The organism is Zunongwangia atlantica 22II14-10F7, from assembly GCF_002094855.1.
Lineage (GTDB): Bacteria > Bacteroidota > Bacteroidia > Flavobacteriales > Flavobacteriaceae > Zunongwangia > Zunongwangia atlantica.
The window spans coordinates 18,736-43,275 of sequence record NZ_ARYN01000010.1 but is presented as its reverse complement, the minus strand read 5'-3'; the positions used below and the strand labels follow the sequence as shown (position 1 = coordinate 43,275).

Here is a 24,540-nt window from a genome sequence, read left to right as displayed (position 1 = left end):
CGCTGAAAATATTTTAATTAGAGTTTCGTTATTTATTGGAAAGCCTTTTCATTCAGACTTAAACCATCAATCAAAAATTATGAAACTCAATTCCTTTGGCGAAGAATTGCTGAAATATGTAATTCTGTTTTTCTTTATTTATTCGGTTCTTTATATTTTTCCTTTTCCGCTAAACTCATTTACTCCTCTGTATTTTTTTGAAAGGATATTTCATCAAAATACTTGGCATGTTATTGTTCCATGGTTCGCTGAGACTTTTCTTAATAATCCAGATGCTAATCATGTTCAAAACACAGGAAGTGGAGACACCTTGTACGACTTTGTGAGATGTTTATTGATCGGGATTCTAAGTTTTATACTTTGTACAGTAATTTTCTTACTCTTCCGAAGTAAAATAAATTCAAAGAGACTCATTTATATTGGAGGACAATACATTCGTTATTACCTAATATTTGTATTATTGACTTACGGAATCATTAAAGTCTTTAAACTTCAGTTTGGAGAGCCATATTTAATAAGGCTTGTAACTCCTTTTGGCGAAATGTCACCAATGGGGCTGGCCTGGAATTATATGGGGTTTTCTAAAACCTACACGGTATTTGCAGGCTGGTCTGAAACTATTGCTGCCATTCTGCTTATATTTAAACGAACCAGAACATTAGGTGCCGTTTTAAGTTTTGGGGTGATGTTGAATGTTTTTATGATGAATATTTCTTATGATATTCCTGTAAAACAATTTTCATTGCATTTATGTGTTTTTTCAGCCTTTTTGATTTTGATCGACGGCAAAAGATTACTGAATGTTTTTATCCTTAATCGTGATGTTTCTAAAATCGAATATGTAAAACCATTTTTGAAAAAATGGAAAAATCATACGCTTCAAATTGCTAAGTTTTTATTCATCATTGTGTTTGTTGTTTTAAAACTGATTTCTACAATACGTAGACAAGATATGTATGGTGACCTTGGTCCTAAACATGAGTTATACGGAATTTATGAATTAAATGAATTTCAGCTGAATCATAAGAAAAGACCGGCTCGATTAGATGATAGTTTGCAATTTAAGCGACTTATTTTTGATCGGCCACAGCTGATGTATCTTCAAAAAATGAATGATGAAGGTGTTTATTACGTGGCAGAAACAGATACCGTTGCCCAAAAGATCTATTTAAAGGAACGTGATTCTAGTAAAGTTGGGTTTTTTGATTACAAAATGAAACCGGAATCGAATGTTTATGAGTTTGAAGGTATTTTTAAAGGCGATAGTATCTATTTTAAAACCGAAAGAAAAGGGCGTGAAGATTTCTTGCTGAACAACAGAGGTTTTCATTGGATCTCTAAATATCCTTTTAATCGATAAGTCTATTTTTCTCGAAATTGTAGTTTTTTTAGATAGATTTTTTAGTGTTTTTGATATGTTGAAGTTTAAACTTTAGCAGGAATTTAGCGAATTCTGGTTTCAGGAGTTTTAATTTTAGAAACAAGATAATTTGAAGATGTGCTAAATTATTTTGAATTCTAAATGCTGAATTTTGAATAAGCCGATAGCTGATAGCTTAAGGCTGAAAGCTCAACCGAAAACTGTAAACAAAAACAAAAACATGCCCGAACTTCCTGAAGTTTCATATCAGAAAAAATATGCAGATGCTACGATTCTACACAAAAAGATAATTGCTGTTGAAACCGGAGATAAAAAGATCTATCAATCCCCGAAATCTGATTTTGAAAAGCACCTTAAAAACAACGAATTTGAGTCTTCAACTCGGCTGGGAAAATATTTATTTCTGAAACTAAAGAAAACCGGAGTGCTGGTGATGCATTTTGGAATGACCGGAAAACTGGATTTTTATCAGCATGATGAAACACCAAAATACACGCAATTAAAACTAATTTTTGAAGACGATTCTAAGCTTGCGTTTACTTGTCCGCGTAAATTCGCAAAGCTATATCTAGCTGAAAGTGTTGAAAAATTTCAGGAATCTCACAGTCTTGGCATACATGCTTTAGCAATTTCAGAAAAACAGTTTTTGGACATCTGTGATGGTAGAAGCGGCACGATTAAAGGCTTGTTGATGAATCAAAGTTTAATTGCCGGGATAGGAAATATGTATGCCGATGAGGTGTTATTTCAAACTAAAACTCATCCTAAAACCAAGGTAAATAATTTAACCCAAAAACAACTAAAATCGATTTTCGATAAAATAGGGGAAGTTTTAGAAGTGGTAAAAGAAGCAAGAATTGAAGGAAAACGAGTTCCTGAATCTTACTTAACCCGATTAAGAAAAGAAGGCGAAGGCGCCGATTGCCCACGAAATAATGGTAAGATCGAACAAACAAAAGTTTCTGGAAGAACCACTTATTTCTGTCCGGTTTGCCAAGAGGAAGTTTAAATCAGTTTTGCTAAAATAATGCACGATTCTCTGCGAACTGTGACTGCCAACTGCGACTACCAACTGCTTTCTAAAACTATTTACTTCAGTCCATTCCATTCTGCGTAAAACTGATCTAAAAACTGCTCCATAAATTCATGGCGTTTTTGTGCAATTTCAGCACCTGTTTTAGTGTTCATACGATCTTTTAGCAATAATAATTTTTCGTAAAAGTGATTAATGGTTGGCGCGTTCGAAGCTTTATATTCCTCTTTGGTCATATTCAGTTTTGGCTCGATTTCGGGATCGTAAATCGCTCGGTTTTTAAATCCGCCATAATTAAATGTCCTCGCAATTCCTATCGCACCAATGGCGTCCAAACGATCGGCATCCTGAACAATATCAAGTTCGGCCGAATGAAATTTCTGTTCAATATTTCCGCCTTTAAAAGAGATATTCTGAATGATCTTTACCACATGCTCAATAACTTCCGAAGGTACATGCTGAGATTCGAGAAATTCAGCGGCTATTTTTGGCCCTATGGTCTCATCACCGTTGTGAAATTTTGAGTCGGCAATATCATGCAACAAAGCGCCCAATTGCACAATAAAATCATCTGCATCTTCAGTTTTTGCAATTAACTTAGCATTGTTTAAAACCCGCTCGATATGAAACCAGTCGTGACCACCTTCAGCATTTTCTAAAGTTTCTTTTACAAACTGAATCGTGTTTTCGATGATCAATTCATTTTGAGTCATATTTTATCGAATATCAGTAATTATAGTACGTTCAACTATTGCTACCAGGCTTTCTGGATCTGTAGAGTCGATTTCAATAGGTTCGTGTACTTTCATTCGCATGGTAACGCCGATATCTAAAGGGAAATTTCCGTAGCGAAAAAGCTTCCAGCTGTTGTTAATGGTAATAGGCACCACCAGGGCGTGTGGCATTTGTTTAAAAAGCATTTGCATACCGCTGGCAGCAAATTTTTTAGGTTTTCCGGTTCGGCTTCTGGTTCCCTCAGGAAAGATCACAGCAGATCGATTGGTTTTCTTTAAATATTTGGCGAATTTGGCCATTTTAAGCAGACTTTCCCTTCGGTTTTTACGATCGATAAGTACCGAGCCGCCATGTCTTAAATTGAAAGAAATACTAGGTATTCCTTTTCCCAGTTCTTTTTTACTTACGAATTTTGGATGATGTTTTCGCATATACCAAACAATAGGAGGGATGTCGTACATTCCTTGATGATTGGCCACAAAAATACAGGGACGCTCTACCGGAATTTGATGTTCGTTTTCTATCACAAAGCGTGTTCCCAGTAAATTAAGGCAACGCAAAAGAAAGAAATTGAAAATATCAACACTTTTTTTATGTGCCTGGTAACCGCCTAATTTTAAAGAGATCCATTGGATAGGATGAAAAATTAGAAGGTTTAGGAAGAAGAAAAAATAAAATATGACCGTTAACGGATATGATAAAACTTTTTTCATTGCTCAAATTAAAGCTACAAAAATAAGTTTTTAAAGGAAATAGCCGCGTAATTCTTATTCGATCATTTTGGCGCATTGGTTATTCAGGCATCCGGTGATAAAAAGCGGACTAACAATCGAACAGTCAGATATTATTCCGAATTTAATATTATATTCCTCTTCAAGCTTTGTATAATCTTCGATCATTTCTTTCAGAAGATCCACATCTATAGCGGTTGAAAAAACTACGTATCCCTGTGGCCCGCCGCAAGCTTTACTTCCGTAGGCTAAATAATCGCAATCTGTATCTTCATTGCAATTTCCAGAACTCGCAAAATTAGTTATAGCTTCTATTTGTTCCTGAAGTTGCATTTCATAAGCAGCTTTGCTTTCAGTCGTATCATCATTGGCGCAGGAGAGTAGGCCGAAAATCGTTAATATGAGCAAGATTTTTTTCTTCATATTAATAAGATACAAATCATCTAAATAGGTTGCTTTTAGAGCATAAAAAAACCGACAAGCAATTTGTCGGTTTTGGATATTTTAAATTGAATGCTACTTAGCAGAATTCGTCGTAAGCACTGGTAAGATTTTCAGCAATCATCTCAGCAGGACGTCCTTCGATGTGGTGACGCTCTAACATGTGTACTAACTCACCATCTTTAAATAAAGCCATAGAAGGCGAAGATGGAGGGAAAGGCACCATAAATCCACGAGCAACATCAGTAGCTTCGCGATCTACACCTGCAAAAACGGTTACTAAGTTATCTGGAGTTTTTGCGTTTTGCAAAGACATTCTGGCACCAGGACGAGCATTTGCTGCAGCACATCCGCAAACCGAATTTACTACAACAAGCGTAGTTCCTTCTTTTTTCATTGCCGCTTCTACATCTTCTACGGTATGTAATTCTTCAAAACCTATGCTTGTAAGATCTTCACGCATTGGCTTTACTAAATCTGCTGGATACATATATTGTAATTTATATTAGACTTTATTAGTTCACAAAGATATTAAATTAAGTTCAGCTGAATGAAAATCAGCTTTCAAACCTAATTTTCTCTAAAGTTGTCGTGGGTAAATCTATAGCCTTACAATAAAAGCCGTTAGTTTTGTAAATGTTATCTTTGCTAAAAATTTGCAATCTATGATAAAGTGGCTTTTAGCTGTTTTAGGTTATATGTACATGCGTTACCCGGGAGCCATTTTAGGTTTTATTATCGGGACACTCTTAGATAACTGGAATCGTAGCAGCGGTGGTTTTCTTCAGTCGATGATGGGAGGAAAGCAGTCTTCTACGGTAAGTCCGGGAGATTTCGAGCTTAATTTATTATCCCTTTGTGCGTTGGTAATCAAGGCAGATGGGAAGGTTTCACAAACCGAACTAGATTATGTACGGTCTTATTTTGTGCGTGCCTACGGGAAAGAACGCGCTAATGCAACTTTTAGAACCTTTAACGATGTTATTAAAAATCGTGAATTATCGGCCTCCCGAATTTCACAGTATTTAGCCAGCCGCACTCAATATCCAACCCGTTTACAGATTACGCACTTTTTATTTGGAATCGCGCAGGCCGATGGATCGGTAAGTACTTCAGAGGCGAATATGATTCAGCAAATCGCCAGTTATCTTAGGATTGGCGCTAAAGATTTTGAAAGTATCAAGGCGATGTTCTTTAAACAAACGCCAGATAATGCCTATAAAATACTCGAGATCGATAAATCTGCTTCAGATAGCGATGTGAAAAAAGCATATCGTAAAATGGTAAAGAAATACCATCCCGATAAGTTAGAACATATGGACGAAGCTTATAAAAAAGGCGCTCGCGAGAAATTCGATAAAGTGCAGGAGGCCTACGAAACCATCCAAAAAGAACGCGGCTTCTAACACGCATTGCGTGTCTTGTAGTATACCCTTCAAATTTTCCAAAAATAGTTGATAATTTGGCGTTGCCTGCGGCCGGGCTTTACACTACAATCTTTTGCTCGTGCCTCACAAAAGGATTTTCGCTGCAATCCCTAACGCAAAAAAAATCTTTTTCACGCAACTATTTTATTATATTGGTATCTATCTGTCAAAGAGGTCTTTATGAAAACTACTTTACGTTATTTATTTTTACTTGTATTCTTGGTAGGCTGTTCGGGAGATGATTCCCGAGATGATGTGGGAACTGAATGTGATGATTTGATATTTGACCAGTTTATTTATCCGGAATTTTTTTTACGCTTTGTAGATGCTTCCGGAGTAAATCTTCTTGAAAATGGGAGTATTGATCCGGAAACCATCGTGATCGAAGATGATTCTGGAGATCCAGTTTCGGTTTTTTATACACCTGAAGATGAAAATTATAGTGAAGCCCTGTATTATTCCTTGATAGTAACTATGCCAAGAGACTCAGAAACACTTCAAGGTCATATTAGTATAGATGGATTCGAAAGTATCGAGGTGACTTTTCGGGCTGAACAAGTTGGATCACCTTGTTTTTATTATAAAGTTCCGATAGGGGCATCAGCAAATGGAGAGGATTTGGAGCAGATTGAACTTCCTGATGGAGCGGGGCTGATTGTTATTTTGCCTTTAGTAGAACAAGAATAGTTGCTTAGGTCTAGCCAATTTCAATTTTTATGAGTTATTAATTACTCAAATTCGCAATTTCCTTTCATGGATTTGACGAACTTAATTTCAGTTATTCAATTGTGACGCAAGAATTTTACAATTTCAGTATCTTGTTTATAATCATTTTTTTATGAAATTATTTTTAAGGTTGTTATGTGTTTCTATTCTTTTTATAGGATGTTCAAACGATGATGATGAAGCAATTGACTGTAATTTGGTAGATATAGCGCTTCCAGCGCTGCATTTAAGACTGGTAGATAATACTGGTGAAAATCTTCTCGAATCAGGTAGTGTTGATCCTGAAACTATTACAATAGAAGCAGATTTTGGAGATGCTAGTTTTGTTTATATACCTGAAATTGAAAATGCAGACCCCAATTCAGTCAGCAGTATTATTCAGCATTCTTTAGCCGTATCTCTTCCTACTAGTTTAGAAAATTTTCAATATCAAATTAATGTTGCGGGATATGAAACTGTCAATTTAGATATTCTGGCAGAAGAAAATGAAGAACCATGTAGCGATTTAAGTATTCCGGTAGGAGCATCAGTAAATGGGCAAGCTTTAGAAAAGATTGAAATTTCTGAAATTGAAATGCTTATAGTACTGCCTTTAGTAGCAAGAGAATAGTTAATTATAGCTTATCAACTCCAACATTTTTTTAGTCGTTAGATACTCAAATTCGCGATTTTCGACATTAAATTTTTTATCTAAAATTAGAATTGCCGGTAAGCTAAATTCATGCTTTTCTCTGCTTGCCAATAATAGCGGAATCTGATGAATGCCATTTCTCATACTTTCTGCCTGCTGATTATAGAATTTCTGACCTTCAAAAGTGATCGTATCGGTACTTTCAGCATTCATTTTTACTGCGTAATAATCGGAGTTTAATTTTTTGATAATTTCAGGATCTTTAAATGCATTTCGATCCATTTTTTTGCAATACACACACCAGTCGGTATAAAAATAAATAAAGGTTTTCTTTGGTTTTAGTTCCAATGAGTCTTCTAATTGTTCAAAATCGATCCAGTTTATCGTATCACCTTTTTGAGCATAACCGAATACTGGTAATACTAAAAATAGAATTAATATTTGAAGATTTTTGATCATGTTTTTTTGTGTTGAGCTGTTAGCGATCAGCTCTTAGCTTTCAGCAAAAATTGTTTTTTAAATTGTACAATCTTGTCGCCTGATTCTTGTGTCTATTTTCTAACATCTAACATCTAACATCTAACAGCGTAAGCGGTCTAAATTCTAACTTCTAAAGGTCATGCAAATTCCCAAACTTAATTCCGAAGAAAAAAGTACGGGGTTGTGACGGGCCATAAACATAATCTGAATCTCTTGTCGCACCGGTATCAAAATCATCCTGATAGGCGTTAAAAAGATTCTGAACTCCGCCATAAATATTCATCTGAAAACTTTCAGTAATATCGATATGCTGATTTAGTTTTAGATTAAAATCGTAGAAAGAATCAGTTTCATTCAATCGTAAAAATCCGCTGTCGCTAATTACCAAAGGAACGCTCATCGGGCCAGTGTAAGTTCCGGTAAGATCGAGACTGGTTTCTTCAAAGATCGAAATATTGGTATTCAGGTAGCCATAAACATTGGGATTTCGAACAAATTCAGAAATAATAATATCGCTTTCATTAGGATTACTGGCATCCGCTTCAAACAAAACTTGCCCTTCTTTATAATTGGAGTTCTGAATCGTTCCCCCCATTTGGAAACTAAATTTTGAAGATGGAGAAATACCAATTTCAAAATTCATTCCGCTAACAAAAGCGCCGCTTCCATTTCTTACTTCTTCCAATATCGAGCCATTAGATAAACTTGCGCCGGTACTCACCGTAGTAAAAGGATTCTGAAGTTCGGTATGAAAACCTTCCAGCAAAAAATTGGTTTGTAATTTGTTGAAATTCTTCGAGTAATTTACAGACGCAGTATAAGCATTAGAATATTCGGTTTCCAGATCATTCGATAAGATCACAAATTGTGGTTCACCACCCACCGAAGAAATATGCATATCTTCATTGAACGCCTGCGGAGCTCTAAATCCGCGTGCATAACCGCCTCTAAACTGCCAGTCGTCGGAAACTTTATATCTTAAAGTTAAGCGCGGACTCACAACCGTTTGTTCAATATCTGATTCTCTTTGGATATCCTGAATTGTATAATCGCCATTAATCACTACATGATCTAAACGCCCACCGATAAGCGCCGTGAATTTTTCTGTAGGTTTCCATTCATATTGAGCAAAAGCGCCAATTGAATTCACTTTTTGATCGATTGTACGCTGGTAACCGGGAATTTGATCTTCGGTATCGCTCAAATTATATTCGGTTCCCACGGTTAAAATATCATTGCTATTTTTAAAATTTCGGGTGAATTGCCCACCAACTAAAAGAGCAAGATCATCGGTATTTCCGTAGGCATTCGCCGCAGTGATCGAGTCCTGCTTTGTTCGGCCACCGCCCAATCCGCCATAAAAACTTTTACGATCGGTATGCTGGCCAGAGCTGTAGATCGAAAAATTATTGCTTCGGTCTTTATTGTGAAATTCGTAGGTAATTCCACCAATTATGGTGTTGTGATCTAATTCTTCAGTGATATCGGTAAGGTGAGGAGCAAGGTTCAATCGGTCGCCACCACGTCGATATTCTTCCAAAGCGGTAAGATCTAAAGTGATTTTGCTATTTTCATTCGGTTTTAAAAAAGCTTTAGCGCCCAGGCTGGTGTTGCTAAGTTCGGTAAGTTCAGAAAACCCGTCTTTATTCGCATCGTAACTATTGCGATCGCGTTTCATCCCAAAAACGGTGATTCCGCTAGTCAATTCTTCATTCACTACAGAGGCATTAATATTTAAGGTTCGATCTGGAATTTTACCATCAATAAAGCCAAGATTCGATGAAATTTGCCATGAATTTAAAACAGGATCTTTGGTGATAATATTTATCGTTCCGGCAATCGCATTCGATCCATATAAAGCAGAGCCGCCACTTCTCACAACCTCGATACGGTCTAGAATAGAAGTAGGGATTTGTTCTAAACCGTACACACTATTTAAGGCGGAAAATACGGCCCTGCTATTTATCAAAACCTGTGTGTAGCTGCCGTCTAGCCCATTTAATCGCACTTGCGTGAAACCACAGTTTTGGCAATTTGTTTCTACCCGAACTCCGGGTTGATAGTTTAAACTTTCTGCTACCGAGATTGACTGTGTGGCGTTAAATAATTTTGGGCTGAGCACATTTACAACCACCGGGGCTTCTTTTACATTTACCCGATTTCTGGTCGCACTGATCACAACCTGATCTAAGCCTAACTGATCTTCTTCAAGCTGAATAATTAATTGCCGATTTTGGATAATTTCAGGAGTGATTTTTACAATTTTGGTTTTGTAACCAATCGCCTGAATTTTTAAAGAGGTTTCTGCGGAAGTTTTTATGCTGAATTTCCCTTCTCGATCTGCTGAAGTTCCTTGTGATTGCCCAATTACCGAAATATTTGCGAAAGCCACTACTCCAGAATTACTGCTTATTTTTCCATTGATTTTTGCCGCTTCCTGTGCGGTAGCGATAGTAGAAAAAAGGAAAAATAGGAGCCTAAAGATCTTCATTTCAGTAAATTTCAGGTGTTTGAATATTATTTTTAGACAAATCTAAAAATTTGTTTTTAAATAAAAAAATGTATTTTTGTGTATAATTAAAATTGAAATGACGCTTTCCGAAGAAAATTATTTAAAATCGATCTTTCATTTAGAGAAGAAATATGCTCGCGGTGTCAGCACCAATGCGCTTGCCGAGGAAATGGAAACTAAAGCTTCATCGGTCACCGATATGATCAAAAAGCTTTCAGAAAAAAATCTGGTAAACTATAAAAAGTATCAGGGCGTAAAACTGAGTGAAAAAGGAAATTCGATTGCGGTGCAAATCATTAGAAAACATCGCTTGTGGGAATATTTCCTGGTAGAAAAACTCGATTTTAACTGGGATGAGGTTCATGATATTGCCGAGCAGTTAGAGCACATAAAATCTGATGAATTAATAGCGAAACTCGATAAATTTCTTGATTATCCAAAGCGTGATCCTCACGGTGATCCTATCCCAGATGCCGAGGGTAATTTTGCGAATCTCGAAAAAAAGATTTTAGCCGAATTTAACGAAGGTGACCAAGGAATTTGCGTGGGAGTTAAAGATTCTTCTGCAGCATTTTTGCAGTATTTAGATCGAAATAAGATCAAATTAGGGAAATCGATCACCATTTTAGAAAAAGAACAATTCGATGGTTCGATGATCTTAAAAATGAATAATAAAGAGCTTACCATCTCTAAAGTGGCTGCTAATAATATTTACTTAAAGCCTATATCTTTAGAATAATAAACTGAACTATGTTAGATACAATTGTTGCCTATTTTGAAACTTTAGATCCTGTATTAGCTGCGTTTTACGCAACGCTTTTTACCTGGGGATTAACAGCACTTGGTGCGGCATTGGTTTTTTTCTTCAAGAAAATGAACCGAATGCTATTTGACGGAATGTTAGGTTTTACAGGCGGAGTAATGGTGGCTGCCAGTTTTTGGAGTTTACTGGCTCCAGGGATAGATATGAGCCCCGGCGAAGGTTTTGAAAAAACTATTCCTGCAGTTGTTGGCTTTGCCTTGGGTGCACTTTTTATTTTTGGTTTAGATAAGGTTTTGCCTCATTTACATGTAAATTTTAATACTAATGAAAAAGAAGGAATTAAAACTCCCTGGCATAAGTCGATATTGTTGGTTTTAGCGATCACTTTGCATAATATTCCAGAAGGCCTTGCCGTTGGTGTTTTATTTGGCGGTGCAGCAGCCGGTTTTGAAGGTGCAAGTATTGCTGGGGCGGTAGCTTTAGCGATAGGGATTGGTTTACAAAATTTCCCCGAAGGTTTTGCGGTGGCGATGCCTTTAAGAGGGCAGGGATTTAGCCGATTAAAAAGTTTTAATTACGGGCAATTATCAGCAATAGTAGAACCTATGGCTGCCGTTCTTGGTGCCTGGGCGGTAATGACTTTTCAGCCAATTTTACCCTATGCACTTGCTTTTGCTGCGGGAGCAATGATCTTTGTAGTTGTCGAAGAAGTAGTACCAGAATCTCAACAAAGTAAATATACAGATGTAAGTACTTTAGGATTTATTGGTGGTTTTATGGTAATGATGACGCTGGATGTTGGTCTTGGGTAAAGTAGGGATTAATTACTTTTGCAACATTGTTTAAAAGACTTCGTCCTTTAAAAAAGGACGATCATGAAGAGAATATTACTTGTTTTAATTTTTATAGTTAATGGAGTAAGCCTGTCTGCTCAAACTGAGGTAGTCAGGCTTCAATCTTTTTTGAAAGTAGGGGAACAGTTAGATTGTGGAAAATACAGTATTGTTTTTAAAGAAGTACTTGTAGATTCTCGTTGCCCTAAAAATGTGACCTGTATAAGAGCTGGTAACGCCAGACTTCTTTTTGAAGTTAAAGATGATAAGGGAAGATCATTGAGAGAAGTTGAGATTTATATAAGTGATAAAATAAACCTCTATTTTAAACAATATCAGCCGTTAAAAGATGTAGATCTAAAAGTAACAGGATTAGCTCCTTACCCTGAAAATCCTTTCAAAATTGAACAATCTGAGTATAAAGTAGCTATTCAGCTAGATGAACTGCTGAACTAGTGGCTGCAACCACAGTCGCTCATTCCGCAGGCCTTTTCTTTATCTACTTTCTTCTTAAGAAATGCCGGTTTCCAGATAAATTTGGTAATCAAATATCCTACCGCTGTTAGAAAGGTTATAAAGACTAAAATGTGTTGTATAAGTTCCATAGTATTTAAGTCGAAATTCTATAAAATTCTTACCAATTTATTTTAAAAACTGAAATGCAATTAAGGCAACTACATATGCAAAAACACTCATGATCACTAATTGTAATATTGGCCATTTCCAGCTATTAGTTTCTTTTTGTACAATTGCCAATGTACTCATGCACTGCATAGCAAAAGCATAGAAAAGCAACAAGCTTACTCCGCTTGCCAGTGTAAATAATGGCCCGCCAAGAACCGGGTTGGTTTCAGCTGCCATTCTATTTTTAATGGTTTCTTCTTCGTCGCTACCAACACTATAGATCGTCGCTAGAGTTCCTACAAAAACTTCACGTGCCGCAAACGAGCTAATGATCGCAATACCAATCTTCCAATCATAACCCAAAGGCGCTACAACAGGTTCTATACCACGTCCCATTATTCCGATATACGAATGCTTCAGTTTATAACTGGCGATTTCCTGCTCTAATTCTTCCGTAGAAATACTTTGTTCAGTATAATTTTCACGAATAATTTCTTCAGCATTATTAAAGTCGTCTCCAGGGCCATAACTAGCTAATACCCATAAAATGATCGAAATTGCAAGAATTATCTTACCGGCGCCAAATACAAAAGACTTTGTTTTTTCTACTACATTAATCCCAATGTTTTTAAGCAGTGGAAGTTTGTAGTTTGGCATTTCGATCACAAAATAACTTTTGTTCTTAATCTTTAGGATCCCATTTAAAATCCAAGCCGATAAAATAGCAATTCCAAAGCCCAGTAGATATAGAAACATAAGCATTAAGCCCTGTAGGTTAAAACCTAGAAAAGTTTCGTCTGGGATCACTAATGCAATAATGATAAGATAAACAGGTAACCTGGCCGAGCAGGTAGTGAATGGTACTACTAAGATCGTGATTAAACGTTCTTTCCAGTTTTCGATATTTCTGGTTGCCATTACTGCTGGAATTGCGCAGGCAGTTCCTGAAACTAAGGGTACTACACTTTTTCCGCTAAGGCCAAAACGACGCATAATTCTGTCCATTAAAAATACCACCCGACTCATATAGCCGGTTTCTTCAAGAATGGAGATGAAAAGGAATAAAAATGCAATCTGCGGAATAAAAATTACGATTCCGCCTAATCCTGGTATAATTCCTTCAGCAATTAAATTGGTAAAGACGCCTTCTGGTAAATTTGCTTTGGTAAGCTCACTTAACGAAGCAAAAGTGCTGTCGATAAGATCCATAGGATAACTAGACCAGTCGTAAATTGCCTGGAATATGAGCAGCAGGATTGCAAAGAAAATGGCGTAACCCCAAATTTTATGCGTTAAAACGCGATCTAATCTAGATCTTAAATCTTTTGCAGCATTAGTATCTATGCGAAGTGCTTCTTTTAAAACCCCGTTGATAAACTGGTATCTATGAATAGTTTCTTTTTGCTGAAGTCTTTTAAGTTCTGATGTAGATTTGGTGTTAAAACTATGAGTTTTATCAATCTCATTTCGGTTAATGTTACCAAAGTTTACATCCTGAGTAATTACCAACCAAAGCTTATAAATAGATTGTTTAGGAAAAGCCTTTCTTAAATTGCCAAAATAATCAGGATCGATAACCGAAGCATTTACACAAGGCTCTGTAGAAATATTACGATGATTAATTATGAGCTCTTTAAGTTTGTCTATACCCGTACGTTTTCTAGCGCTAACAAGTGCAATTTTGGTTTTTAGACGTTCTTCAAGAATATCAATATCCAGAGAAATACCTTTACGCTCCATACGATCGGCCATATTAATAACCAATATTGTAGGAATTCCAAGGTCTTTTATCTGGGTAAAAAGTAACAGGTTTCTTTTAAGATTTTCAACATCACTCACAACAACCGCAACATCTGGATAATCTTTATCGTTTTTATTCAACAATAATTCGATCACCACATTTTCGTCTAAAGACGATGCGTTAAGACTGTATGTTCCGGGAAGATCAATAATATGCGCCTTGAGTCCGCGTGGGAGCTTACAAAGGCCTTCTTTTTTCTCTACGGTAATTCCCGGATAGTTACCAACTTTTTGGTTTAATCCTGTTAGTTGATTAAATACTGAAGTTTTACCGGTATTGGGGTTTCCAATTAGCGCTACGTTAATCTGTTTGCCGGTCATTTGATAAGCTCTATTTCGATTTGTAAAGCAGTTTCTTTTCTGATGGCTAAATGGCTTCCGTTGATGTTAAGGTACATAGGATCTTTAAAGGGAGCGGTTTGAACCAGTTCTACTTCGTTACCGGGGAGACATCCCATTTCCAGGAGTTTTAATGGTACATGATCTGCAGAAAATTCCTTGATGATTCCGCGTTCGCCTCGCTTTAATTGAGCTACTGTTACCTTCAAATTTATTTAGATTGAATTTAAACAACGCAAAAATAGTGGAATTTGCACAAGTATAAAAGTTTAGATGTTAAAATGTAGGCTTTTACTCTTTGTATTCCTGCTTTAACACTTCAAGGTCTTGCATAAGCTCTTCGATGGCTTCAGGATTGGTGCCGTCATAAAAACCACGTATTTGGCGATTTTTATCTACAAGCACAAAATTTTCGGTATGTACCATATCGTATTTTCCGCCGTCACCTTCGCTTTTTGCTGCGAGATAAGATTTTCTAGCCAGGTCGTAAATTTGCTTTTTATCTCCGGTAACCAGGTTCCATTTACTATCAATCACTCCTTTTTCTTCAGCATAACGCTTTAATTGGGCTACCGTATCTATTCTAGGCATCACGGTATGGGAAAGTAGCAGAACATCTGGATCGTTTTTAATTCTTTCCTGAATTTTCACCATATGATCGGTCATAATGGGACAAATCGTCATGCAGGTAGTAAAAAAGAAATCGGCAATATAAATTTTATCCTCATAATTGGCGTTGGTAATCGTATCGCCATTTTGATTTACAAGCTTAAAATCGGCAATTTTATGGTACTTTCTAACGTATTGCATAGTGGTATCTACCAATTCAGTATTTACCATATCTGGCTGGTAAATTGCTAGTTTTCTTTCGGGTTTCAGTAAAGAATAAATAGACCACATGATAATTATACACAGTGTCCCAAAAGTGATTAGAAAGATTTTGTACTTGGAAAGAAATTTACGCATAGCAAATTTTTATGCAAAATTACAGCCTAGCAGCTAATTTGCCACAATAAAAGCCTTAAAATTTTGGCAGGATAAATGCTAGTTAACTTGCAAACTTTTCTAGGTCTTATTAAAAGACTACTTTTGTGCGATTTAAAAATTGAATATTAGCGAATGGATCCATTTATAGTTAAAGCAATTCAACTTCTTCTTAGTTTGTCATTGCTTATTGTGTTGCATGAGTTTGGACATTTTATACCTGCAAAATTATTTAAAACCCGAGTTGAAAAATTCTTTCTCTTCTTTGATGTAAAGTTTGCGCTTTTTAAGAAAAAGATCGGAGATACCGTTTACGGAATTGGATGGCTTCCTTTAGGAGGTTATGTAAAGATCTCTGGAATGATCGACGAGAGCATGGATAAAGAGCAGATGGCTCAGCCACCACAGGAATGGGAATTTAGAAGCAAACCGGCCTGGCAGCGTTTAATTATTATGTTAGGTGGTGTAACAGTAAATCTGGTTTTAGGATTTCTACTTTTTATGATGATCCTTTTTGTTTGGGGAACTAATTATGTTGGTCCAGATGAAATGCCAGAAGGTTTTGCAATCGTAGACGAATTTAAAGAGTTTGGATTTGAAGATGGAGACCGCGTTTTACAAATTAATGGAGAAGATCTACAAAATAGTTTAGATATTAACCGTAAGCTATTTATGCGAGACGTAAATACGGTTACTGTTTTACATCAAAATGGAGCTGAAGAAACGATAAGTATTCCTGAAAATATCGGCGAGCAGATGTTCGAAGAAGGTATTATGCAGCCATTTATCCCTATACAGCGCCCAATTTTAGACAGTATTGCACCTGAAACTGCGGCGAGTCTAGCCGGTTTACAAAAAGGAGACAGCATTATTTCGATTAACGATCAGGAGATTGGCTACTGGCACGAAATGACTAAAAACACCAGAGCAAATAAGAGTACTGAAATGGAGATCGTTTTTGAGCGTGATGGTGAAATTAAAAGCGTAATGGCCACTCCAGATGAAGACGGTATTTTAGGTGTTACACCAAGAAGAGACTTCGAGGTAAAAACTCAGGAATACGGCTTTGCTGAAAGTATTACTGAAGGTTTTAAAGATGGGTACTGGACGCTTAGAGATTACGTGTATCAATTTAAATATGTATTCACCAAAAAAGGAGCAACCCAGGTTGGTGGTTTTGGAGCGATAGGAGGGATGTTCCCAGATGCGTGGAACTGGCAGGCGTTTTGGCATACAACAGCGCTAATTTCTATCATTTTAGCTTTTATGAACATCTTACCAATACCAGCTTTAGATGGTGGGCATGTAATGTTCTTGCTTTACGAAATAATTACCGGAAGAAAACCAAACGAGAAATTTATGGAATACGCTCAGATGGTAGGATTCTTTATCTTAATTGCTTTGGTGCTTTATGCGAATGGAAACGATATTTATAGAGCGATATTCGATAAATAAGACCTAAAATATTTATAAAAACAAAGCCCGAAATTCGATAATTTCGGGCTTTGTTTTTTGCTGAAAGCTGAAACCTGAGAGCTGCTAGCTTAAAGCTTAATTATTCAATCGCACGTTCAGGATAATCGGTAATAATACCGTCTACATTCATCTTTTTAACTTTGTCGATATCGACTTGTTCATTAACCGTCCACGGAATAACCTTCATTCCGGTTTTTTGAATTTTAGCCACTTTTATAGAATCTAAAAGTTTGTAATGCGGACTATAAATTGCCGGTTTAAAGCTTATCTTCTCCATATTTTCATCAAATTCTCCGCGACCTACCAAATACGCTAATTTTACTTCAGGATAAGAGCGATGCATTTCTTCTAAAATATTCACGTCAAAAGATTGAATATTGATCTTAGAAACAATCTCTTTTTCTTCTAAGATCTCCATTACGGCTTTAACAAATTCGGCAGGTTTTGGCTGTGATTTTTCGTATTCAGCTTCATCAGATTTTATTTCGATATTATAGCGTACAGGATCAAGATTCTTCGATTTTACATAGTTTTCTATACTATCGATGGTTTCGGTAAGTAAAGGTTTGTAGGTTTTAAATTGTCGCTGTTCAGGAAAAGATGTGTTGCCTTTACTGCCAATATCAAACTTTTTAATACTGTCGTAAGTCATAGTGAAAAGATTGTAGCTCTTTTCTTCCTGTTTTGAGATCGTATCACCAGAGGGAGAAAGCACATAGGCTGAAGACATAAATGCTTCGTGACTTACCACAATTTTCTTGTCCTTAGACATCACAACATCCATCTCTACCACATCAATTCCTTTATCAATTGAAGCAAGAAATCCCGGAATGCTATTTTCTGGGGAATGCCCACGTTCACCGCGATGTCCCTGTACTTCGATTTTCGATGTTTCTGAAGTGATTTTTTCTTCGGAAGTATTTTCTTCTTTTTGGTTTTCTTTACAACTGAAGCTTACGAAGGCAATAAAAAGAAGGCTTATTTTAACGAATTTCATAAATTATGAGTTTGAGAAATTTTCAGTAAGAATAATAGTCCGCCGTAGAGATGTAAACACGACGGACTAAAACTAACTAAAAAATCAAAGTGCATTTTCTAATGTATACGATGAGGTTGCATTATATATTTTACCAAACATATCTTTGGCCTGTACCTCGATCGTATGTTTTCCGGTTTCTAAATTGGTAGGAATATTTCCTCGCCATAAGTGAGTACTTTTAATAGGGTTGGAAGATCGTCTTCCCGGTATTAATTCTTCAGTAAGATCCCATTCGTTAACTAAAAGCTCGTAAGATGGATCTGTACTTTCAGTAAATTGCATAGGTTGCCATTCGCCTTCATCGATTCGGTATAAAACTTCGTCACCTTTACTACCCATAAAAAAGTTCACGAATATTCCCGCCTGTGTTCTTCTGCCTTTAGCTACTACTTTAGGAACAAAAACTTTCATTTGAAATTCTTCATTTTCACCTGCTACTTTATAGTCGGTTTCATAAGAATTTCCGTCAAAATGAATAAATGCATATCCTTTTGGCGTGCCATCTCTCATTACTGAAATCGGGATTCCGTCTTCATTTAGTTTTCCTGAATACCAGTCTCCGGATGTAGTCCCAACATTATATTCGTGATGAGGTTTATCTCGGTTAAAACCTTGCTCTCTTCCGAAGAAGTCCTGGCGTTGTATGTGGGTATGTGCTGAAAGTGATAAGGTATGTGGGAATTCACTTAAAATTGAAAATAAACGTTCGCGATCTTCGTCTCTAAAAGTATTGTTACCTTCTGGCTCAAAAAGTGGAATATGCCAGGCCAAAACCACTAACTTATCTTTAGAGACAAGCTTAAGATCATTTTCGATAAAATCAAGCTGATCTTTTCTAAACCCTCCAAGGTAGCCTTTCATGTCTCGAGGATCCGGGTAAAGAATATCGTCCATAACTATAAAATGAACTTTGCCATAATTAAAAGCGTAATTGGCAGGGCCAAAATAAGCTTCGTAGGTTTCATCGGATAAATGATCTTCTGTAGCGTCAAAATTCATATCGTGATTTCCCATGAGGTTATACCAAGGGATTCCCACTTTTTTCACCGCCTTGATGTATGGGTTAAAAAGAGCGAGGTCGTTGCCTACTAAATCTCCTAAGCTTAAACCAAAAGGGATATCTTTAATTCCTTCAACTTCAGCAACAATTCCTTGAGCGAAATATTCGATTTCCTGTAAATTATAAGGTTGTGGATCTCCAAAAATAAGGGCAGTAAATTTTTCCTTTTCTTCAGAAGGAATTAGTCCGAAGTCTAGTGATTTTGGTAATTTTCCGGTCGGTTTTACGCCCGCAAATTCAGATTCGGGAGAACCATTGGGCTTATGGATGTAATAGAATTGCGGAAGATTATTTTCGTTAGTTTTTACTGTATATCCTGAAGGTTTAATTACAAAAATAATATTGTCGTTACTAACCGGGATTTCATATTTTCCGTTGGTATCGGTAATTATAACCTCCTGACCATTAGAAACCGAAACATTGGCAATTCCCGGTTCGTTGTGGTCTTTTTTGCCATTTTGGTTTTTATCTTCAAAAACATATCCGTTTGCTTTGGTTTGGGCAAAACCAGATAAGCATAAAAGAAAAGTAACTAAGCTTAAAATTTTTCTTTTCATCTTGTAAATTTTTGTTTTTATAAGTTTAATTATCCCACCAAACTTTTGTGTTAATATCATCATTACCGCCAAGCAGTTCTACCCCCTGTGCGTAGCCCTCTGGATTTTCGATAGCAAGATCCGTAGGATAATATAATCTTGAAGGAATTACAGCTTCGTTAAACATAGCCTCTGTAGTTGGTAATTCAGGGTAGCCTGTTCTTCGATATTCAAACCATTGCTGGTAGTCTGTAAAATACAAAGCATAATATTTTTGAAGCATAATACGCTCTAAACTTCCATTATAAGCAGCTTCCGGATTTTCAAAATAATTAGCAGGAATTGCTTCAACCTCTAACTGTTCCATTGCGGCTATAACGCCATTTTGATAATGTATTTTGGCATCTTCATTAATGTAACCTCTTTGCGCCAACTCCGCTTTAATAAACTCAACTTCGGCATAAGTAAGAATGAATATTTGCATTGGATTGGTAACCTGCTCAATATTAAAAGTAGAAGCATTATAGGTGAATTGAGACTCAGGGCCATCATAGGCACTAGGGATTCCTTTGTAACCAATATTTATGGTGTTTTGATTTTCATCGGTTTCACTTGCCGTAGTGGCGATTATCGGTCTTCTTGGATCTTCCCAGTTATTTAGATTATCGATGAAAAATGAGGCGATTTTCACACTTAGTCTAAAATCCTGAGGGCGTCCCCATGGGCTTACATTTGGTTCTACACCCGTTACCTGCAGAATGGCAGATTCTTCTGTAGATTCAAATACAGGATAAACTTCCGGGCTATTTACCATATTGGCTAATTGCTGAAAAGAATCTGGCTGTCGATTGGAGATCCTTAGCAGTAAACGCATGTGTAGTGAATTAGTAAATTTTTGCCAGCGGGTTACATCATTTTGAAATAGAATATCTTCAAGATATACCATGTCTCTTGAAGTATCGTATAACGAATTGGCGGTTTCCAGATCTGCTAAAATCTTGGTATAGATTTCTTCCTGAGTATCAAATTCTGGATAAAGAATTCCTTCTTCGGCCATAACAGCTTCCGTCATTGGTACCGGGCCAAAAAGATCGGTAAGGTTCGCATAAACCATCGCGTTTAAGGTAAGTGCGATGGCCTGGTAGTTTACATCTTCATTGGTAATGGCAGCGGTCTGCATTTCCTTAATGTTTTTTAACCATCTGTAATAGTTATTCCATGAAGAGTTACCTATTCCCATACTTACATCATATCGATGTAGGCCACCTGAAACACTGGGATATGGCAGGGAAACTTGCATAAGATCGAAAGTAATGGCATTAGCACGACCGGCATTATGGCTTGCTAGACTATATATGATTGGGTTTAGTAAAGTTGCCGGGCTAATTTCTTCAATCCTGTTAGGGTCTGAGTTGGTTTCTTCGAAATCGCTGGTGCAGGCAGTAAAAGCGATTACTGCAAGCAGATTTAGCAAAATAGATTTTATCTTGTTCATCATTTTTCTATGATTATAAGCTTAGTTTTAAGTTAACTCCATAGGTTGCGGGAGAAGGCATTTGGCCTATTTCTACTCCGGGCATAATTCGGTTTCCGTTAAGAGCAGCTGTTTCTGGATCGTAAATTGGAAAGTCTGTAATCATGGCAACATTTCTTCCAAAAGTAGAAAGAGACATCGATTGGATTCCACTGTTTCCAAGCCACTTTTTAGGGAAGCTATATTGCAGGCTTATTTCGCGTAATTTTAAGTACGAAGCCTCAAAAGAATTTGATTCTACATTAGCTCTTCTGTAATATCTATTGTACCATTCCTGTACAGCAACTTCAGTAGTATTTGGAGAATATGAGCCATCTTCATTTAAAACAACTCCATCTCCAACTATGGTCATATTATCGCGACCTTCATAAGTAAACTCTAGTTTTCCCTGTTGGGTAAGTTTATGATGTGTTTGTGAGTAAATAATCCCACCATATTGACCATCTAAAGTGAAGCTAAAGTCGAAATTTCCTAAAGTAATTTGATTGTAGAGACCTGCTCTCCAATCTGGCATTGCATCACCAACATAACGAATATCACCAGAATCTGGATAGGCTGGTAAACCGCCATTATCATATACGATCTGTCCATCTGGTGATCGCACAAATTTATATCCGTATATAGCCGTAGGTGATCCGCCAACTCTGGCAATTAATGAAGCCTGACCACCCTGATCGATGATGTATTGATTTTCGATATTATCTGGTAAATTGAATACTTCTCCCTTGTTTTTAGACCAGGTTAGGGTAGAGGACCATTTAAACTTATCTTTATCTATAATTTTTCCCGTTAGTGTTAATTCTATTCCTCGATTTCTTACTTTTCCGGCATTAAGAATGGCAGAGCTATATCCCGTATCCCAATTTAGTGGTACTGCAATAATTTGATTTTCAGTAGATATTTGGTATAGGGTTGCATCAAGACTAATTCGGTTATTTAGCAATCTAGCTTCAAATCCGGTCTCATAACTCGTTGAAATTTCGGGTTTAAAATCACGATTGTAAAGGGTTGTTGGAACTGTAGCTGAACTTGAGAAATTATTCTGACTATAATACTTCCTGGTTTGGTAAGGGCTTGTGTCATTACCAACCTGAGCATAAGAAAATCTATATTTTAAGTATTCAATTCCTTTTCCCGAGAAGTTGAAAATGTCAGATAAAATAAAACTGGTGTTTGCTGAAGGGTAAAAGAAAGACCAGTTTTCTCGCGGTAATGTGCTGGACCAATCATTTCTACCTGTAATATCTAGAAAAATCTGATCTTTATAAGACCATTTCATCAAACCGTATAAGCTGTTTACCTCTTTGTTTTGATCTGAAGTGTATAGTGTGGGGGCATTTTTACCATTAGAAAGTTTGTAAACATCAGGTACTACCAATCCCGTAACAGAGGCATTGTTTAATCTTCTCTTTTCAGTTCTATTATTACCGCCTACACTTGCAGAAAGCGTAAAGTCTTTAAACGTATTTTCATAGCCTAAAAGGAAATCTGTATTTAACTCCTGTTTGAAAACATCCTGAGTTTGATAATATCCTTGAGCATAGCGATTTATACTGTATGGCCTTTTTTGCTCTCTTTCCTGGTTATAAGTATTAATTGCTGTTCTAAGCAATAAGTTGAAATGCGGAGCCAGCTTGATATTAGCATTTAAATTTCCAACAATTTGATGACTATTCAGCGTATTTAAAGATTCGTACGCAATTAAATAAGGATTATCTATATACGAGCTGAATGGCTGAATTTGCTGAATATTCTCCTGTCCTTCCTGCCAGATTGGTCGATACAAATCCAAATCTACATTAGGGTTTTGAAAAATCATAAAATACGAGATAGAGCCATTGTTATAACCCGTACTTGGTAAATTATCACTCCACTGATTGTTATAGTTCACAACTGCACCTAAACTAATTTTTTCTGAAATATTGTATTTAGAGTTTAACGAAGCGGTTATTCTTTCGTAGCCGGTATTTGGCATTATCCATTCATTTTTTGTGTGAGCTAAGGAAGCTCTCATCGAACCATTTTCACCACCACCTTGAATAGAAACGTTATTTTGTGTAGTTACACCAGTACGCCAAAAGGCTTTTCTGTTATCTTTATAAGGGCGCCAGGTTTGTCGCTCTAAAGATTGTCCCTCAACTTCCGGATCATATTGAAAATATTCCTGTCCGTTAAATTCAGGTCCCCAGGCACTACTGGTTCCTCCTGTATTTCCACCATCTTCAGAACTTCCGTAAGAATAATAAAGATCACCATTTTCATTAGTGTAATTATTTCCCTGTCCATAGCGATATTGATAATCTGGCCATCTTTGAATATGATCAAAAGACGTGATAGAGTTAATGGTAATCCCTAAGCCTTTACTTTTTCTACCGGATTTGGTGGTAATCATTAAAACTCCATTTGCTGCACGACTGCCGTATAAAGCTGCTGCTCCAGGACCTTTTAAAACAGAAACATTTTCAATATCATCAAAATTGAGGTTAGAAATTCCGTTTCCATAATCGATAGGAGAATCTTCGCCCATATAAGCGCTACCGGATCCAGAGGTCGTCATTTCAGTATTTATAGGCACACCATCTACTACTATAAGGGCGTAGTTTCCGTTGAGGTCGAAAGAACTATTTCCTCTTAATGTAATTTGCTGAGAGTTAATAGGTCCAGATCCTGCAGAGCTAATATTCATCCCCGCAACCTTTCCTTTTAAACCGGAACTCCAGTTTGTAGGAGCTGTTTGAGATAAACTTTCCGAATCTACAGTGGCTTGTGAAAAACCTAATTGCTTTTCTTCTCGTTTTATTCCCAAAGCGGTAACAACGACCTCGTTTAAAGCATTCGCATTTTCCTGAAGTTTAACCTCTAATGACTGTCCTGGGCTTGCTGTAATTTCCTGAGTTTTAAAACCCATAAAAGAAATCTCTAATATTGCCTGGCTACCAGAAATACTAATGCTAAAATTGCCATCAAAGTCTGTGGTTACTCCATTAGAAGTACCTTTTTCGATAATCGTTGCTCCTGGTAAGGGTAAATTTTCATGGTCTATTACCTTACCTGTGATCCTTTGTTGCGGGACTTTTTTTAATACGCTAATTGTTTTATTGATTTGCTGAAATTTTAGTCCGGTACGCGAACTTATAAGCGTAAGAATTGTAGAAAGGCGTTGTTTTTCTCCGTCGAAATCAAATCTTTCCTGTGATTTGGTAACAGTTTCATCAAAAACAAAAGTGAATTCTGTTTTAGATTCGATTTCAGAAAAAATAGCTGATAAATCTGCATTCTTGATTGATAGGGCAATTAAGACCTCATTTAAATTTTGATTTTTGATAGAAGCATCTATACTTCCCGTAACTAGCAGAAAACTTAATAGCAGATAATAAGTACATAGTTTTCTGAAAAATTGTAGTTTCGTGTTCATTACAATTGACTATAGATTATTTATTTGTAGTTGATAACTT

23 protein-coding genes are annotated in these 24,540 nt (G+C 36.6%); 9 read left to right on the top strand and 14 right to left on the bottom strand.

The window, feature by feature from the left end:
- Nucleotides 1-79 precede the first annotated feature (79 nt).
- Entirely contained in the window at nucleotides 80-1,360 is a 1,281-nt protein-coding gene (locus IIF7_RS11800; RefSeq protein ID WP_084841901.1) for a hypothetical protein, read from the top strand.
- Between the two features lie 172 nt (nucleotides 1,361-1,532).
- On the top strand, nucleotides 1,533-2,390 hold the full coding sequence (locus IIF7_RS11795; RefSeq protein WP_245801622.1) for a DNA-formamidopyrimidine glycosylase family protein: 858 nt from the start codon (nucleotides 1,533-1,535) through the stop codon (nucleotides 2,388-2,390).
- Between the two features lie 80 nt (nucleotides 2,391-2,470).
- On the opposite strand, the gene IIF7_RS11790 is transcribed toward IIF7_RS11795, so the two are convergent.
- From IIF7_RS11790 to IIF7_RS11775, 4 genes are all read right to left on the bottom strand, one after another.
- The gene (locus IIF7_RS11790) at nucleotides 2,471-3,127 is read right to left on the bottom strand and encodes an HD domain-containing protein (protein WP_084841900.1); all 657 of its coding nucleotides are present in this window, start codon (nucleotides 3,125-3,127) and stop codon (nucleotides 2,471-2,473) included.
- 3 nt (nucleotides 3,128-3,130) lie between these two features.
- Nucleotides 3,131-3,862 carry a lysophospholipid acyltransferase family protein gene (locus IIF7_RS11785; protein ID WP_084841899.1) on the bottom strand — a complete coding sequence of 244 codons (732 nt, stop codon included), beginning with the start codon at nucleotides 3,860-3,862 and terminating at the stop codon, nucleotides 3,131-3,133.
- Nucleotides 3,863-3,916: 54 nt separating this feature from the next.
- Entirely contained in the window at nucleotides 3,917-4,303 is a 387-nt protein-coding gene (locus IIF7_RS11780; protein WP_084841898.1) for a hypothetical protein, read from the bottom strand.
- A 97-nt stretch (nucleotides 4,304-4,400) separates the two neighbouring features.
- On the bottom strand, nucleotides 4,401-4,811 hold the full coding sequence (locus IIF7_RS11775; protein ID WP_084841897.1) for a BrxA/BrxB family bacilliredoxin: 411 nt from the start codon (nucleotides 4,809-4,811) through the stop codon (nucleotides 4,401-4,403).
- 175 nt (nucleotides 4,812-4,986) lie between these two features.
- Between IIF7_RS11775 and IIF7_RS11770 the strand changes: the two genes are divergently transcribed.
- The 3 genes from IIF7_RS11770 to IIF7_RS11760 all read left to right on the top strand — a co-directional run bounded on the left by IIF7_RS11770 (nucleotide 4,987) and on the right by IIF7_RS11760 (nucleotide 7,084).
- Nucleotides 4,987-5,727 carry a TerB family tellurite resistance protein gene (locus IIF7_RS11770; protein ID WP_084841896.1) on the top strand — a complete coding sequence of 247 codons (741 nt, stop codon included), beginning with the start codon at nucleotides 4,987-4,989 and terminating at the stop codon, nucleotides 5,725-5,727.
- A 201-nt stretch (nucleotides 5,728-5,928) separates the two neighbouring features.
- The gene (locus IIF7_RS11765; protein ID WP_084841895.1) at nucleotides 5,929-6,435 is read left to right on the top strand and encodes a hypothetical protein; all 507 of its coding nucleotides are present in this window, start codon (nucleotides 5,929-5,931) and stop codon (nucleotides 6,433-6,435) included.
- Nucleotides 6,436-6,586: 151 nt separating this feature from the next.
- Nucleotides 6,587-7,084: a hypothetical protein gene (locus IIF7_RS11760; RefSeq protein ID WP_084841894.1), complete on the top strand. Its 498-nt coding sequence runs from the start codon at nucleotides 6,587-6,589 to the stop codon at nucleotides 7,082-7,084.
- On the opposite strand, the gene IIF7_RS11755 is transcribed toward IIF7_RS11760, so the two are convergent.
- The gene (locus tag IIF7_RS11755) at nucleotides 7,085-7,564 is read right to left on the bottom strand and encodes a thioredoxin family protein (RefSeq protein WP_084841893.1); all 480 of its coding nucleotides are present in this window, start codon (nucleotides 7,562-7,564) and stop codon (nucleotides 7,085-7,087) included.
- Between the two features lie 151 nt (nucleotides 7,565-7,715).
- On the bottom strand, nucleotides 7,716-10,076 hold the full coding sequence (locus IIF7_RS11750; protein ID WP_084841892.1) for a TonB-dependent receptor: 2,361 nt from the start codon (nucleotides 10,074-10,076) through the stop codon (nucleotides 7,716-7,718).
- A 97-nt stretch (nucleotides 10,077-10,173) separates the two neighbouring features.
- Here IIF7_RS11750 and IIF7_RS11745 point away from each other — a divergent pair, with 97 nt between their 5' ends.
- The 3 genes from IIF7_RS11745 (at nucleotide 10,174) to IIF7_RS11735 (ending at nucleotide 12,149) form a co-directional block, all read left to right on the top strand.
- On the top strand, nucleotides 10,174-10,836 hold the full coding sequence (locus tag IIF7_RS11745) for a metal-dependent transcriptional regulator (protein WP_084841891.1): 663 nt from the start codon (nucleotides 10,174-10,176) through the stop codon (nucleotides 10,834-10,836).
- A gap of 11 nt (nucleotides 10,837-10,847) precedes the next feature.
- Nucleotides 10,848-11,672 carry a ZIP family metal transporter gene (locus tag IIF7_RS11740; protein ID WP_084841890.1) on the top strand — a complete coding sequence of 275 codons (825 nt, stop codon included), beginning with the start codon at nucleotides 10,848-10,850 and terminating at the stop codon, nucleotides 11,670-11,672.
- Nucleotides 11,673-11,735: 63 nt separating this feature from the next.
- A complete protein-coding gene (locus IIF7_RS11735; RefSeq protein ID WP_084841889.1) occupies nucleotides 11,736-12,149 on the top strand; it encodes a hypothetical protein in 414 nt (137 codons plus the stop codon).
- On the opposite strand, the gene IIF7_RS20850 is transcribed toward IIF7_RS11735, so the two are convergent.
- The 4 genes from IIF7_RS20850 to IIF7_RS11720 form a co-directional block, all read right to left on the bottom strand.
- Nucleotides 12,146-12,298, bottom strand: coding sequence for a hypothetical protein (locus IIF7_RS20850; protein WP_176218947.1), 153 nt, complete (start codon nucleotides 12,296-12,298; stop codon nucleotides 12,146-12,148). The genes IIF7_RS11735 and IIF7_RS20850 overlap by 4 nt on opposite strands.
- Before the next feature lie 37 nt (nucleotides 12,299-12,335).
- A complete protein-coding gene (gene feoB, locus IIF7_RS11730; protein WP_084841888.1) occupies nucleotides 12,336-14,438 on the bottom strand; it encodes a ferrous iron transport protein B in 2,103 nt (700 codons plus the stop codon).
- Entirely contained in the window at nucleotides 14,435-14,665 is a 231-nt protein-coding gene (locus tag IIF7_RS11725; protein ID WP_084841887.1) for a FeoA family protein, read from the bottom strand. The genes feoB and IIF7_RS11725 overlap by 4 nt, the downstream gene beginning before the upstream one ends.
- Before the next feature lie 82 nt (nucleotides 14,666-14,747).
- A complete protein-coding gene (locus tag IIF7_RS11720; RefSeq protein WP_084841886.1) occupies nucleotides 14,748-15,422 on the bottom strand; it encodes an SCO family protein in 675 nt (224 codons plus the stop codon).
- A gap of 153 nt (nucleotides 15,423-15,575) precedes the next feature.
- Here IIF7_RS11720 and rseP point away from each other — a divergent pair, with 153 nt between their 5' ends.
- A complete protein-coding gene (gene rseP / locus IIF7_RS11715) occupies nucleotides 15,576-16,895 on the top strand; it encodes an RIP metalloprotease RseP (protein WP_084841885.1) in 1,320 nt (439 codons plus the stop codon).
- Between the two features lie 100 nt (nucleotides 16,896-16,995).
- On the opposite strand, the gene IIF7_RS11710 is transcribed toward rseP, so the two are convergent.
- The 4 genes from IIF7_RS11710 to IIF7_RS11695 form a co-directional block, all read right to left on the bottom strand.
- Complete coding sequence (locus IIF7_RS11710; RefSeq protein ID WP_084841884.1) at nucleotides 16,996-17,913, bottom strand: glycerophosphodiester phosphodiesterase family protein; 918 nt, start codon at nucleotides 17,911-17,913, stop codon at nucleotides 16,996-16,998.
- Between the two features lie 84 nt (nucleotides 17,914-17,997).
- A complete protein-coding gene (locus tag IIF7_RS11705; protein WP_084842033.1) occupies nucleotides 17,998-19,572 on the bottom strand; it encodes a calcineurin-like phosphoesterase C-terminal domain-containing protein in 1,575 nt (524 codons plus the stop codon).
- 25 nt (nucleotides 19,573-19,597) lie between these two features.
- Nucleotides 19,598-21,046: a SusD/RagB family nutrient-binding outer membrane lipoprotein gene (locus tag IIF7_RS11700; RefSeq protein ID WP_176218949.1), complete on the bottom strand. Its 1,449-nt coding sequence runs from the start codon at nucleotides 21,044-21,046 to the stop codon at nucleotides 19,598-19,600.
- A 13-nt stretch (nucleotides 21,047-21,059) separates the two neighbouring features.
- Nucleotides 21,060-24,500: a SusC/RagA family TonB-linked outer membrane protein gene (locus IIF7_RS11695; RefSeq protein WP_084841882.1), complete on the bottom strand. Its 3,441-nt coding sequence runs from the start codon at nucleotides 24,498-24,500 to the stop codon at nucleotides 21,060-21,062.
- Between the last annotated feature and the right edge of the window lie 40 nt (nucleotides 24,501-24,540).